This is a genomic window from Streptomyces sp. NPDC098789 (assembly GCF_044759975.1).
GTDB lineage: Bacteria > Actinomycetota > Actinomycetes > Streptomycetales > Streptomycetaceae > Streptomyces.
Genome location: NZ_JBIWAJ010000038.1, coordinates 11,559 through 27,173, shown reverse-complemented (window position 1 = coordinate 27,173; position 15,615 = coordinate 11,559). Strand labels below are relative to the sequence as shown.

2 protein-coding genes and 1 pseudogene are annotated in these 15,615 nt (G+C 71.6%); all 3 read right to left on the bottom strand.

The window, feature by feature from the left end; genetic code table 11:
- On the bottom strand, positions 1 to 1,880 hold a 1,880-nt coding region (locus tag ACIQWR_RS40320; RefSeq protein ID WP_404020800.1), incomplete at its 3' end, for a type I polyketide synthase.
- Positions 1,881 to 1,957: 77 nt separating this feature from the next.
- Entirely contained in the window at positions 1,958 to 12,487 is a 10,530-nt protein-coding gene (locus ACIQWR_RS40315) for a type I polyketide synthase (RefSeq protein ID WP_404020809.1), read from the bottom strand.
- Positions 12,488 to 12,556: 69 nt separating this feature from the next.
- A pseudogene (locus ACIQWR_RS40310) lies at positions 12,557 to 15,520 on the bottom strand (type I polyketide synthase); the annotation flags it as partial.
- Between the last annotated feature and the right edge of the window lie 95 nt (positions 15,521 to 15,615).

The window sequence follows — 15,615 nt, the reverse complement described above, 5'->3', positions numbered from 1 at the left end:
CCCGAAGCCTGACGAACCACCGCCTCCAAATCCCAGTCCACGAACTCCGCCAACGCCCGACCACACTCGGCCATCCGCCCGGCGAACACCGGCGAAGAATCCAGCAGATCCACCGCCATCCCCACCCACTGCGAACCCTGACCCGGGAAGACGAACACCACCCGGTCACGACCAGCGGCGACGGAGCCCTCGACCAGACCGGGGCTCGGCATGCCACCGGCCAGCGCGCCCAAGCCCTCGATCAGGCCCTCGCGGCCGGGGGCCACCACGACAGCGCGGTCTTCCAGCGCGGCCCGGCCCGATATCAGCGTCCGCCCCACATCGACCGGCGACAGCCCGTCGTCGCCCTCGACGCACGACAGCAGACGCGCCGCCTGCCCCCGCAACGCGTCGACGCCGCGCCCGGAGACCACCCACGGCACCGCCACCGGCACGACCAGCTCCACCGGCTCGGCCGGCTCGCCCGGCTCCGCCGCAGCCGCGGGTTCCGGCGCCTGCTCCAGGATGACGTGGGCGTTCGTACCGCTCACGCCGAACGACGACACGCCCGCACGACGCGGACGCTCCTCGTCCCGCGACCACTCGCGCGCCTGCGTCAGCAGCTCGACCGCACCCGCCGACCAATCCACCTTCGACGAGGGCTCACCCACATGCAGGGTCTGCGGCAGCACCCCGTTGCGCATCGCCTGCACCATCTTGATCACACCGCCCACACCCGCGGCGGCCTGCGAGTGACCGATGTTCGACTTCAACGAACCGAGATACAGCGGGCGTTCAGCCGACCGGTCCTGGCCGTACGTCGCCAGCAGCGCCTGCGCCTCGATCGGGTCACCCAACGTCGTACCCGTACCGTGCGCCTCCACCACGTCCACATCAGCCGCCGACACACCCGCATTCGCCAGGGCCGCCCGGATGACACGCTGCTGCGAAGGACCGTTCGGAGCCGTCAGACCATTGCTCGCACCGTCCTGGTTCACCGCAGAGCCACGGATCACCGCCAGCACCGGATGACCGTTGCGCCGGGCGTCCGAGAGCCGCTCCAGCAGCAGCATGCCGACGCCTTCGCCCCAACCGGTGCCGTCCGCGCCGTCGGAGAAGGACTTGCAGCGGCCGTCGACGGCCAGCCCGCGCTGCCGGCTGAACTCCACGAAGACCGACGGCGTGGACAGGACCGTCACGCCACCCGCGAGCGCCAGCGTGCACTCACCGCTGCGCAGGGCCTGCACCGCCAGGTGCAGCGCGACCAGCGACGAGGAGCACGCCGTGTCCACCGTCACCGCAGGGCCTTCGAGGCCCAACGTGTACGCGACCCGGCCCGAAGCGATGCTGCCGGCACTGCCGTTGATGAGGTAGCCCTCGAACTCGTCGGCGGTGCCGCCGTAGATGCGCGCCGCGCCGTAGTCGTCGTACATCACCCCCGCGAACACGCCCGCCCGGCTTCCGCGCACCGAAACCGGGTCGATCCCGGCCCGTTCGAGGACCTCCCAGGAGGTTTCGAGGAGCAGTCGCTGCTGCGGGTCGATGGTCATGGCTTCGCGGGGGCTGATGCCGAAGAACGCCGGGTCGAACTGGTCCGCGTCGCGGAGGAAGCCGCCCTCGCGGGTGTAGGAGGTGCCCTTGTGCTCGGGGTCCGGGTCGTACAGGCCGTCGAGGTCCCAGCCGCGGTTGTCCGGGAATCCGGTCACGGCGTCGCCGCCGGCGGCCACGAGGTCCCAGAGGTCACCGGGTGACTCCACGCCGCCCGGGTAGCGGCAGCTCATCGCGGTGATCGCGATGGGTTCGGTGCTCTCCTCCTCCATCTGTTGCAGTCGCTGCCGGGCCTGGTGCAGGTCCCCTGTGACGCGCTTCAGATAGGTCCGAAGCTTTTCCTCGTTCGACATCCCCGTCGTCCCTCTCAGTGTTTCAAGATTTGATGCCGCGCCGGAAGTTGACCCGTGCGGCCCAGCAACGCCGGAGCTCACATCTGTTCGTCGATGAAGCTGAACAGGTCGTCGTCGCTCGCCGAGTCGAGTTGATCGGCCACGGACGCGGCGGAAGGCTCCGACGTCACCGCGGTGGCGTGGTTTCCACCACCCGTCGTGCCGGCGCCGCACCGCGCCAGCAGGTCCTGCAATCGGGACTGGATGCGCCCTAGGAACGGATCGTCCTCGGTCAGCGCCGTCAGTACGGATTCCAGCTCGTCGAGTTCTCGGAGTCCCAGTTCGGCCGGCGTCATCGCGTCGGGCGGGCTGAGCTCTGCCGTCAAGTAGGAGGCCAGGGCCCCCGGGTTCGGGTAGTCGAAGATCAGGGTCGCGGGCAACCGCAGCCCAGTGGCTCCGTTCAGCAGGTTGCGCAGTTCGACCGCCGTCAGCGAATCGAAGCCGAGGTCCTTGAAGTGCCGTCCCGCCTCGACCCCGGCCGGTGTGGCATGGCCGAGGGCCGCGGCCGCGTGGGTCCGTACCAGGTCGAGGAGTACGCGTCGCCGCTCGTCCTCACCGAGCTCCGCGAGCCGCTGCTTCAGGCCGTCCGCGCTTCCCGCTGCCGCCCCGGCGCCCGTCCTCGGAACCGCACCGAAGGCTGAACCTGCACCGGACGCGGCGCGGCCGTCGCCGTTCGTGGCCGACCCGGCCACGACGGGCCGGCGCACCAGCCCCCGCAGGACCGCGGGAACCAACTGCCCCTGGGCGCCCGCACGCAGTGCGGCCATGTCCAGTCTCATGGGCAGGACCACCGGGTCGCTCGCCCCCGCGACCGCGTCGAACAGCGCCAACCCCCGTTCGGAGTCGAGCGCGCCGATGCCCATGCGGGCCAGGCGCTGGACGGCGCCCTCGCCGAGCCGCTCCGTCATGCCGCTCCGCTCCGCCCACAGACCCCAGGCGAGTGCCTGGGCCGGCTGGTCGAGCGTGTGGCGGTGATGGGCCAGGGCGTCGAGGAACACGTTGGCCGCGGCGTAGACGCCTTGGCCGGCCGTGCCCAGCGTGCCCGCCGCGCCGGAGAACAGGACGAACGCGGACAGGTCCATGCCCTGTGTCAGCTCGTGCAGGTGGAGGGCCGCGTCGACCTTGGGCCGCAGCACCCGCTCGATCTGCGCCGGGGTGATGGTGGTGATGACCCCGTCGTCCAGCACGCCGGCCGCGTGCACGACCGCCGTGAGCGGATGCCCGGTGGGAATCGCGGCGAGCACGTCCGCGAGCGCCTCGCGGTCGGCGACGTCGCAGGCGGCGAACGTCACCTCCGCGCCCCGGGCGGCCAGGTCGGCCCGGAGTTCGGCGGCGCCGTCGGCCGCGAGGCCGCGACGGCTGAGCAACAGGAGCTGCCGTACGCCGTGTTCGGACACCAGGTGCCGCGCGAACATCGCCCCGAGCGCACCGGTGGCTCCGGTGATCAGGACGGTGCCCTGCGGATCGAGGGCGAGGCCCCCGTTCCCTGCACGCCGTGCCCCCTGGGCCGGGGACTGCTGCGCCGGCGACGGCGACGGGGTCGGGGTCGGGGTCATCCGGGCCACTCGCGGGAGCAGCACTTCGCCGTCACGCACCGCGAACTGCGGCTCGTCGGTCGTCAGCGCGCCCGGCAGGGCCAGGTAGGACGCTTCGGCGTCGTCGAAGTCGACGAGGACGAAGCGGCCGGGATTCTCCGCCTGTGCCGACCGGACCAGACCCCACAGCGGGGCGTTCGTCAGGTCAGGGCGCTCTCCCGGGCGCGCCACGACGGCGTGCCGGGTGAGGAGGACCAGTCGGGTCTCCGCGAAGCGGTCGTCCGCCAGCAGCCCCCGCATGGCCGTCAGGGTGTCCGCCACGGCCGTACGCACGTCCGCCGCCGTCCGCTCGACGTCCGCCGCGGTGCCGCGTGCGGTGCCGTGACCGGCGCCCTGCCCGCTGACGCAGGCGAGCAGCACCACGTCCGGCACGGTCGCCGTACCCGCGTCGACCGCCTCGACCAGCGAGGCGAGGTCGGCGTGGGCCGTGAGACCCGCGTACGGGCCACCCGCTCCCCCGAGCTCGACGCACAGCTTGAACTCGTCGGGGCCGACCAGGGCGACCGCCCCGCTCGCCCCGGTCCCGTTCGGCGTCGCCGGGGTCCGTCGCGACGGCGCCCACTCCACGCGGAACAGTTCGTCGCCGCGCCGGCCGGCATCGAGCCGACCCGGCTCGACCGGTCGCAGGACCAGCGAGTCGATTCCCGCCACGGGCTGACCCGTGTGGTCGGCCACCGTCACCGAGACGGCGTCACCGCCCGCCGGGGCCAGTGCCACGCGCACCCTCGACGCGCCGACGGCGCGCACCGAGACTCCGCGCCAGGCGAACGGCAGTCGAACCGTGGTCCGTTCGGGGTAGAAGTCGCCGAGCCGGAGCCCGTGGAGTGCCGCGTCCAGCAACGCCGGGTGCAGCGCCGTGGCGGCCGCCTCGGCCTGCTGCTCCTCGGGCAGCGCGGCTTCGACGAAGACCTCGTCGCCGCGGCGCCATGCCGCCCGTACGCCCCGGAACACCGGGCCGTAGTCGTAGCCGGTGTCGGCGAAGTCCTCGTACAGGTCGTCCGTCGCGACGGCCACCGCACCCTCCGGAGGCCACACCGTCAGGTCGTGCGCGGGAGGCGTCCGCCCTTCGGCCACGACGAGCACACCGGTCGCGTGACGCGTCCATTCCTCGCCGAATTCGGAGCCGTCCGGCCGCGAGTGAATGGTCACGTCGCGCCGGCCGGAGTCGTCCGGACCGCCGACCTCGACCCGCAGGCGGATGCCACCCGTCTCGGGAAGGACCAGCGGCGTCTGGAGGGTCAGCTCCTCGACGGTGTCGCATCCGACCTGGTCACCGGCGGCCACGGCCAGCTCCACGAAGCCGGTTCCCGGCAGCAGCACGGTGTCCGAGACGGCGTGGTCCGCCAGCCAGGGATGCGTGCGCAGCGACAGCCGACCCGCGAACACGACCGCGCCCGAGTCCGGCAGCTCGACGGCCACACCCAGCAAGGGGTGCGCGGCCGGCTCCATTCCGAGGACCGAGACCGCATCGGACGTGCCGGCTCCCGTCTCCAGCCAGTAGCGCTGGCGTTGGAAGGCGTACGTCGGCAGGTCCACCCGGGACGCACCCGTCCCCTCGAACGCCCGGGTCCAATCGACGGGGACACCGTGCGTCCACGCACGCGCCACACCGGCGACGAACGAACGCTCCTCCCCACGACCCGCACGCAACACCGGAACGAACACACCGTCCGACACGCACTGCGCACCCATCGCGCTCAGCACACCATCAGGACCCAACTCCACGAACACCGAAACGCCTTGGGCCGCGAGAGCCTCCACGCCGTCCGCAAAACGCACCGCACCCCGCACGTGCCGCACCCAGTATTCCGGCGAACACAACTCATCCGCCGACGCCACCGCACCCGTCACGTTCGACACCACCGGAACCACCGGCGCGTTATACGTCAGCCCCGCCGCGACCTCACGGAACTCCTCCAACATCGCGTCCATCCGCGGCGAATGGAACGCATGCGACACCACCAGCCGCTTCGTCTTGCCACCCCGGGCCTTGAGCGCCGCCGCGACTTCCAACACGGCGTCCTCGTCACCGGACAGCACCACAGCCGAAGGACCGTTCACCGCCGCGATCGACACGCGATCCGCGCAATCGACCAGCAGCTCCGCAACCTCCGCCTCCGACGCCTGCACCGCCACCATCGCGCCACCCACAGGCAACGCCTGCATCAGACGACCACGCGCAGCCACCAGACGCGCCGCGTCCTCCAACGACCACACACCCGCCACACACGCGGCAACCAACTCACCGATCGAATGACCACCCACGAACTCCGGTCGCACACCCCACGACTCGACCAGCCGGAACAACGCCCACTCCACAGCGAACAGACCCGCCTGAGTGAACACCGTCTCGTCCAACGCGCCCTCAGCACCCCCCTCACCGAAGACGACCTCACGCACACCACCCACCACATGACCGGACAACTCCCGGTCCAACACGGCACAGACTTCGTCGAACGCCGCCACGAACACCGGGAAACGCTCGTACAACTCCCGCCCCATACCGACCCGCTGCGAACCCTGACCCGAGAACAACACGGCCAGTTGGCCTTCACCGACGACGCCACCCGGGCCCTCGACGAGACCCGGCGCCGACTCGCCCCGCGCCAGGGCGCTCAGGGCGTCCGTCAGCTCGTCGGACGAAGCAGCCGTCACCACGGCGCGGTTCTCGAACTCCGCCCGCCCCGAAGCCAGCGACCAACCCACGTCCACCGGCGACAGGTCCGCGTCACCCTCGACCCGGGACACCAGGCGTGCGGCCTGCGCCCGCAGTCCGTCGACCCCGCGCCCGGAGACCACCCACGGCACCACTGCCGGAGCCACGGGCTCCGACTCCTCGGCCACCTCCAGGCCCTGCGGCGCCTGTTCGAGGATGACGTGGGCGTTCGTACCGCTCACACCGAACGAGGACACGCCCGCACGACGCGGACGCTCCTCGTCCCGCGACCACTCGCGCGCCTGCGTCAGCAGCTCGACCGCACCCGCCGACCAATCCACCTTCGACGACGGCTCACCCACGTGCAGCGTGCGCGGCAGCACCCCGTTCTGCATGGAGACGAGCATCTTCATCACGCCGACCACGCCTGCGGCGGCCTGCGTGTGCCCGATGTTGGACTTCAGCGAGCCGAGCCACAGCGGCCGGTCGGCCGGACGGCCCTGCCCGTAGGTGGCCAGCAGCGCCTCGGCCTCGATCGGGTCGCCCAGCGACGTGCCCGTGCCGTGCGCCTCCACGACGTCCACATCGGCCGTCGACAGCCCCGCACTGGCCAGCGCGGCCCGGATCACCCGCTGCTGGGACAGCCCGTTGGGCGCGGTGAGACCGTTGCTCGCGCCGTCCTGGTTCACCGCCGAGCCGCGCAGCAGCCCGAGCACCGGGTGCCCGTTGCGCCGCGCGTCCGACAGCCGCTCCAGGAGGAGCAGGCCGGCGCCCTCGGCCCACGAGGTGCCGTCGGCCGCGTCGGAGAACGCCTTGGAGCGTCCGTCCGCCGCCAGCCCGCGCTGTCGGCTGAACTCGATGAACATGCCGGGCGCGGGCATGATCGTCACGCCGCCCGCGAGGGCCAGGGTGCACTCGCCCGAGCGCAGCGCCTGCGCCGCCAGGTGCATGGCCACCAGGGACGACGAGCAGGCCGTGTCCACGGTCACCGCGGGGCCCTGGAGGCCCAGGGTGTAGGAGATGCGGCCCGAGATGACGCTGGAGGACTTGCCCGTGAGGAGGTACCCCTCCACCGATTCCGGGGCTTCGTGCAGTCGCGCGCCGTAGTCCTGGTAGGTCATGCCGGCGAAGACGCCGGTCATGCTGCCCTTCAGGCGCGCGGGGTCGATCCCGGCCCGCTCGAAGGTCTCCCAGGCCGTTTCCAGCAGCAGTCGCTGCTGCGGGTCCATGGCCAGGGCCTCGCGCGGCGAGATCCCGAAGAACGCCGGGTCGAATTCGGCGGCTTCGTGGAGGAAGCCGCCCTCCCGCGCGTAGCTCCGGCCCGGCCGGTCCGGGTCGGGGTCGTAGAGGTTGTCCAGGTCCCAGCCGCGGTTCGTCGGGAAGCCGGAGACGACGTCCCGTCCTTCGTCGAGGAGCTGCCAGAGCTGCTCCGGTGTGTGTACGTCCCCGGGCAGGCGGCAACCCATCGCGACGATCGCGATCGGGTCGTCATCGTCGGCCGTGGTGAGCTGCGCTGCGGCAAGGGGCGCCGCGAGCGGCTCGGAGGCCGCGTCCTCGTGCGTCCCCACGAGTTCCGCGCGCAGGTGGCGGGCCATGAGCGTGACCGTGGGGTGGTCGAAGACCGCTCCGGTGGCCAGCCGCAGCCCCGTGGCCGCGTTCAGGCGGTTGCGCAGTTCCATGACGCGCATGGAGTCGAAGCCGAGTTCCTTGAAGGCGCGTCCCGTCGCGATCGCGTCGACGCCGGAGTGACCGAGCACCGCCGCGGCGTGCGTGCGCACCAGCTCGGCGAGCATCCGCTCCTGTTCGCCGGGGGCGAGCCCGGCGAGCTGCCGGCCCAGATCCTTTTCGGGCAGGTCCGGGTCCGCTGTGGCGTCGCCCACGGTCGAGCCGGCGGCCGTACGGGCCACCTCGGGGATCTCCTCGAAGAGCCGGTTGCGCCGGGTCGCGGAGAACTGCGTGACGAAGCGGTCCCAGTCGACGTCGGCGAAGGCGAGGAACGGCGTGTCGTGCCCGGCCGCGTCGGCGAGGGCCGCCACGGCGCTCTCCGGTGCCATGGCGACCAGTCCGCGCCGGCTCATCCGCTCGTCGGTCCCGGCGTCGGCCATGCCGCCGCCGCTCCACGTGCCCCATGCGAGGGACAGCGCGGGCAGCCCGTCGACGTGCCGCTCGTGGGCGAGCGCGTCGAGGGTGGCGTTGGCCGCCGCGTAGGCGGCCTGGCCGCCGTTGCCCCATACGCCGATGACGGAGGAGAAGAGGACGAAGGCGTCGAGGTCCAGGGACCGCGTCAGTTCGTCCAGGTGCCGTGCTCCGTCCACCTTGGAGCGCAGTACGTGCGCCAGGTGGTCCGGCGTCAGCGTCTCGATCACGCCGTCGGCGAGGACGCCGGCGGTGTGCACGACGCCGGTCAGGGGCGGCAGTTCACCGGCCGCCGACCGCTCGCCCAACGAGGCGAGCAGCCCGGCCACCGCATCGCGGTCGGCCACGTCGCACGCGACCACCGAGACCCCGACACCCGCATCCGTCAGCTCGGCCCCGAGGACGTCGGCCCCCGGCGCCAGCGGTCCGCGCCGCGAGGCGAGCACCACGTGTTCCGTCCCGCGAGCGGCGAGCCAGCGGGCGACGTGCCCTCCCAGCGCGCCCGTACCGCCCGTGACCAGGACCGTTCCCCGCGGCGACCAACCGTCCGCCGCCCCGGAAGGACGAGCGGCACGCACCAGCCGGCGCACCCGGACCCCGGAGGCCCGCACCGCGACCTGGTCCTCGCCGTCCGCCGCGGCCAGCACGCCGCACAGGCGCTCCACCACGCGAGCGTCCAGGACCTGCGGCAGATCGACCAGACCGCCCCACGACTGCGGGTGCTCCAGCGCCACGACCCGGCCCAGACCCCACACCTGCGCCTGGGACGCACCGGCGAGCCGCTCCGTGCGCGTCACGGCCACCGCTCCGCGCGTCGCGCACCACAGCCGTGCTTCGACGCCGGCGCCGACGAGGGCCTGTACGAGGGCCAGGGTCCCGGCGACTCCGGCCGACACTCCCCCGTGGCCCGGGTGCGGCGACTCGTCCAATGCCAGGAAGGACAACACGCCGGCGACCGGCTCCGCGACGCCCTCCACCAACTCGGACACCGACCGGGTCAGACCGGCCCGGTCCGTGTCCGCGGGCACCGTGAGCCGCAGGGTGCGTACGCCCCGCGCCGCGAGCCCGCCCAGTACGGACGTCAGCCACGCGTCGTCTGCGGGGCCGGCCGGCACCACGAGGAGCCAGGTCCCGGTCAGCACGGAATTCGCTACGGCATTCGAACCGCTGGACAGCGGCTTCCAGGCGACGTCGTACCGTCGGCCGTCGAGCTCCGACTGCTGCCGCCGGCCCTTGCGCCAGGCGGAGAGTGCGGGCAGGACGGCGCTGAAGGGCTGCTCCCCGGACACGTCGAGCGTGCTGAGGAGCGCGGACAGGTCCTCGCTCTCCACGGCCTCCCAGAACCGCGCGTCCACCTCGTCGACCGACCCGGCGACGGCCGCCTCCGCACGACGTGCGGCTGCTGCCGGGGCCTCCAGCCAGTAGCGACGCCGCTGGAACGCGTACGTCGGCAGGTCCACCCGGGACGCACCCGTCCCCTCGAAGGCCCGCGCCCAGTCGACGTCCACACCGTGGACCCAGACCTCGGCGAGCGAGGTGAGGAAGCGTTCGGGGCCACCCTCGTCACGGCGCAACGAACCGACCACGCAGGCCTGTTCGGCGCCACGGGACTCCGCCGTGTCCTGGACCCCGACGGCCAGCACGGGGTGCGGCGACACCTCGACGAAGACGGTGTTACCCGCCTCGACGAGAGCGCCCACCGTTTCTTCGAAGCGCACGGTCTGACGCAGGTTGCGGTACCAGTACCCGGCATCGGCTTCCGCGGTGTCCATCGCCCCGCCGGTCACGGTGGAGTAGAAGGGCACGCGCGACGACACCGGAGAGGTACCGCCCAGCACCTGCGCCAGCTCGTCCTCGATCAGTTCCACGTACGAGGAGTGGGAGGCGTAGTCCACGGCGATGCGCCGGGCCCGTACGCCGTCCGCCTCACAGGTGGCGAGCAGCTCGTCCAGTGCGTCGGGCTCGCCGGCCACGACGACCGAGGTCGGCCCGTTGACCGTGGCGATCGACAACCGCCCGTTCCACCCCGCTATGCGCTCCGCCACCTGCTGCGCGGTCAGCGCCACGGACATCATCCCGCCGTGCCCGGCCAGGCTCCCTGCGATGACCTGCGACCGCAGCGCCACCACCCGGGCGCCGTCCCGCAAGGACAGTCCGCCCGCGACGCAGGCCGCGGCGATCTCGCCCTGCGAGTGTCCGACCACTGCGGTGGGCTCCACACCGTACGAACGCCAGAGCGCCGCCAGTGACACCATCATCGCCCACAGCACCGGCTGGACCACGTCCACGCGCTCCGGCGTCGGCGCGCCGGGGGCCCCGCGGACCACGTCCTCCAGGTCCCAGTCCACGAACTCGGCCAGGGCCAGGCCGCACTCCGCCATCGCCGCGGCGAAGACCGGTGCAGCGTCAAGCAGTTCCACCGCCATGCCCGCCCACTGCGAACCCTGGCCGGGGAACACGAACACCACTCGGCGGCCGGAGGCGGCCGTCACGCCGTCCACCGGTCCGACCACCACGCCGGACGACTCCTCACCGCGGGCCAACTGGCCAAGCCGTGCGCAGAGTTCGTCGCGGTCGCGGCCGGTCACCACGGCACGGTTCTCGAACTGCGCCCGTCCGGAGACGAGCGAGAGGCCCGCGTCCGCCAGGGACAGGTCGGCGTCGTTCACCATGCGTGACAGCAACCGCGCCGCCTGTCCGCGCACGGCCTCGGCGCCGCGTCCGGAGAGGACCCACGGCACCGCGGTCGCCGCCACGGCCGCCGTCGCAGCCGGCTCGACCGACGCTTCGGCCGACGCCCCGGCCGACGCTTCGGCCGGGTCGAGGACGGGCTCGGTGTCCGGGGCCCGCTCCAGGATGAGGTGGGCGTTGGTGCCGCTGATACCGAAGGACGACACGCCCGCCCGGGCCGGGCGGCCTTCGGCCACCGGCCAGTCGCGGGCCTCCGTCAGGAGTTCCACCGCGCCGGTCGACCAGTCCACCTTCGACGACGGTTCACCCGCGTGCAGCGTGCGGGGCAGCACCCCGTGGCGCAGGGCCTGCACCATCTTGATCACGCCGGCCACACCTGCGGCGGCCTGCGCGTGACCGATGTTGGACTTCAACGAACCGAGGTACAGAGGCCGTTCGGCCGGTCGGTCCTGCCCGTACGTCGCCAGCAGTGCCTGCGCCTCGATCGGGTCGCCCAAGGTCGTGCCTGTACCGTGCGCCTCCACCACGTCCACATCAGCCGCCGACACGCCCGCATTCGCCAGGGCCGCCCGGATGACGCGCTGCTGCGAAGGACCGTTCGGAGCCGTCAGGCCATTGCTCGCACCGTCCTGGTTCACCGCAGAGCCACGGATCACGGCCAGCACCGGGTGCCCGTTGCGCCGGGCGTCCGAGAGCCGCTCCAGCAGCAGCATGCCCGCGCCCTCGGCCCACGAGGTGCCGTCGGCCGCGTCGGAGAACGCCTTCGAGCGCCCGTCCGTCGCCAGCCCGCGCTGCCGGCTGAACTCCACGAACATCCCGGGCGTGGCCATCACGGTCACGCCACCGGCCAGGGCCAGCGAGCACTCGCCCGAGCGCAGGGCCTGGGTGGCTTGGTGCAGCGCCACGAGGGACGACGAGCAGGCCGTGTCCACGGTCACCGCCGGGCCTTCGAGGCCCAGGAAGTAGGCCAGCCGTCCGGAGATCACGCTCGCCGCCTTGCCCGTCAGCAGGTAGCCGTCGAGCCCGTCCGTCGCCTCGTGCAGCAGGGCGCCGTAGTCCTGGGCCATCGCTCCGGCGAAGACGCCCGCCTGGCTTCCGCGTACGGAGGCGGGGTCGATGCCCGCCCGCTCGAAGGCCTCCCAGGCCGTCTCCAGCAGCAAGCGCTGCTGGGGGTCCATGGCGAGGGCCTCGCGCGGCGAGATCCCGAAGAACCCCGGGTCGAATTCGGCGGCGTCGTGGAGGAAGCCGCCCTCCCGGACGTACGACGTCCCGGAGCGGCTCGGGTCCGCGTCGTAGAGCACGTCGAGGTCCCAGCCCCGGTCGACGGGGAAGGCGGAGATCCCGTCCCGGCCTTCCGATACCAGGTCCCACAGCTCCTCCGGGGACGTCACGCCTCCCGGCAGCCGACAGCCCATGCCGACGATGGCGATCGGATCGGCCGACAGGTCCGGCGCGGGTCCGACGTCCTGCGTGGACGGTGGATCCGTCAGCTCGCCGTCCAGGTGGCGCACCAGTGCGCTGGGCGTCGGATAGTCGAAGATCAGCGAGGCGGGCAACCGCAATCCGGTCGTCTCGATCAGCCGGTCCCGCAGCTCCACCGCGGTGAGAGAGTCGAAGCCGAGGTCCTTGAAGGTGCGCGTCACGTCGACCGCGTCGGCCGATCGGTACTCCAGGACCGTCGCGACCTGCGCCCGTACGATCTCTTCGAACGACTGGCGTCGCTCGGGCCGCTGCGCCGTCGCCGGGAGCTGCCGCGGGGACGGGGACTCGCCGACCTCGGTCTCGGTCTCGGTCTCGGCCTCGTCGACCGGCCGCTCCACTCCACCGAGCCAGTAGCGCTGGCGTTGGAAGGCGTACGTCGGCAGATCCACCCGGGACGCACCCGTCCCCTCGAACGCCCGGGTCCAATCGACCGGGACACCGTGCGTCCACGCACGCGCCACACCGGCAACGAACGCACGCTCCTCCCCACGACCCGCACGCAGCACGGGGACGAACACGCCGTCCGACACGCACTGCGCACCCATCGCGCTCAACACACCATCAGGACCCAACTCCACGAACACCGACACGCCTTGGGCCGCGAGAGCCTCCACGCCGTCCGCGAAACGCACCGCACCCCGCACGTGCTGCACCCAGTACTCCGGCGAACACAACTCATCCGGCGACGCCACCGCACCCGTCACGTTCGACACCACCGGAACCACCGGCGCGTTATACGTCAGCCCCGCCGCGACCTCGCGGAACTCCTCCAACATCGCGTCCATCCGCGGCGAATGGAACGCGTGCGAGACGACCAGCCGCTTCGTCTTACGACCCTGAGACTTGAGCGCCGCCGCCACCTCGACCACGACGTCCTCGTCACCGGACACCACGACCGACGACGGACCGTTCACCGCAGCGATCGACACCCGCGAGCCGTAGTCGGCCAAAAGCTCGACGACATCGGCCTCCGACGCCTGCACCGCCACCATCGCGCCACCCACAGGCAACGCCTGCATCAGACGACCACGCGCAGCCACCAGACGCGCCGCGTCCTCCAGCGACCACACACCCGCCACACACGCGGCAACCAACTCACCGATCGAATGACCGCCCACGAACTCGGGCCGCACACCCCACGACTCGATCAGCCGGAACAACGCCCACTCCACGGCGAACAGACCCGCCTGGGTGAACACCGTCTCATCCAACGCGCCCTCAGCACCGCCCTCACCGAAGACGACTTCACGCACGCCACCCACCACATGACCGGACAACTCCCGGTCCAACACGGCACACACCTCGTCGAACGCACCCGCGAACACCGGGAAACGCTCGTACAACTCCCGCCCCATACCGACCCGCTGCGAACCCTGCCCCGAGAACAACACGGCCACCCGACCACCACCCGCCACGGCGCCCGGACCCACCACCACACCCGGGACCGACTCACCGCGTGCGAGACCGCTCAGCGCGTCCGTCAAGTCCTCGCGGGAAGCGCCCGTGACGACGGCGCGGTTCTCGAACTCCGCCCGCCCCGAGGCCAAGGACCAACCCACGTCCACCGGCGACAGATCAGGGTCTGCTTCAAACCGTGACAACAATCGCGCAGCCTGGCCACGCAATCCGTCAACTCCACGCCCGGAAATCGCCCAGGGCGCCACTGCGGGAGCCACAATCACCGGCGCCACCGAAGCATCGGTATCGATCTCCGGAGCCTGTTCGAGAATCACGTGCGCATTCGTTCCACCCATGCCGAATGAGGAAACACCGGCCAGAAGTGGGGCGCTCTCGTCGGGCCAGGGTTCCAGTTCCTTCTGCACCCGCAGTCGAAGTGAATCGAGGGGAATACCGGCAGGCGCTTCGGTGAAATTCAGGCTGGCGGGTATGAGCCTGTTCTTTATCGACAGAACGGTCTTGATCAGTCCGGCAATACCGGCCGCGCCTTCGAGGTGGCCGAGATTCGTCTTCACCGACCCGACCCGAAGGGCATCGCTCTCCGCACGACCCGCACCCATTGCCGCACCCAGCGCCGTCGCCTCGACCTGGTCACCCAGCCGGGTTCCGGTGCCGTGGAGCTCGACGTACTGAATTTCGACGGGATTCACTTCGGCTCGGCGGCACGCCAGGGAAATCACTTCTTCCTGCGCTTCGCGGCTCGGGGCGGTAAGCCCTTCTCCCCCGCCGTCGTTGTTCACGGCGCTGCCGCGAATGACGCTGAGGATCCGATCGCCGTCGGCGAGGGCGCGCGACAGCTTCTTGAGGACGACGAGACCGCCGCCTTCACCCCGCACGTATCCGTTGGCCCGCGCGTCGAAAGTCCGGCATTCCCCGTCGGGAGAGAGTCCGCCGAAATTCTCGGAGCGCGCGAAGCTCTCCGGGGCGAGGATCAGGTTCACGCCGCCGGCCAGGGCCAGGGAGCACTCACCCGTCCGCAGGGCCTGCGCCGCCTGGTGCACGGCCACGAGCGAGGAGGACTGCCCGGAGTCCACGGTCAAACTGGGTCCGCGCAGGCCCAGTACGTAGGAGACCCGGTTGGCGATGACGCTGCGGGCCAGCCCGGTCATGGCGTGCTGGCCGAGCGCCGAGGCTCCGCGGCGGTGCGCCAGCATCGCGTAGTCGTCCCACATCGAGCCGACGAACACGCCCGCGGGCTCGCCCTTCAGTGCGACAGGGGAGATTCCCGAGTCCTCCAGGGCCTCCCATGCCAGTTCCAGCACGAGGCGCTGCTGCGGGTCCATGGCAGCGGCCTCGCGCGGAGAAATCCCGAAGAGGCCGGGGTCGAATTCGTCAACATGGCTGAGGAAAGCTCCCCGGAGACCCTGCTCGCCGTCTCCGGAACCCCCGCGACGGGTCAATTCCGATTCGACGCGCCCGTCGGGTACACCCGAAACCGCACCGTTCCCCTCGCTGAGGAGCTGCCATAAAGCCGCCGGGTTGGACGCGCCCGAGAAACGACAGGACAATCCAATAATGGCGACGTAATCATCCTGGAAGTTAGGCACGCTCGACAACACCGGAAAACCCCCTGCTCGACACATGAACTGGACATTCGCGCCCATCGCATCTTCTCCAGCAGAGAAGATCCCGGCGCCTCAGTATCCGTCAGCGACCCCGTTAAGGCCTCGCCACTCTA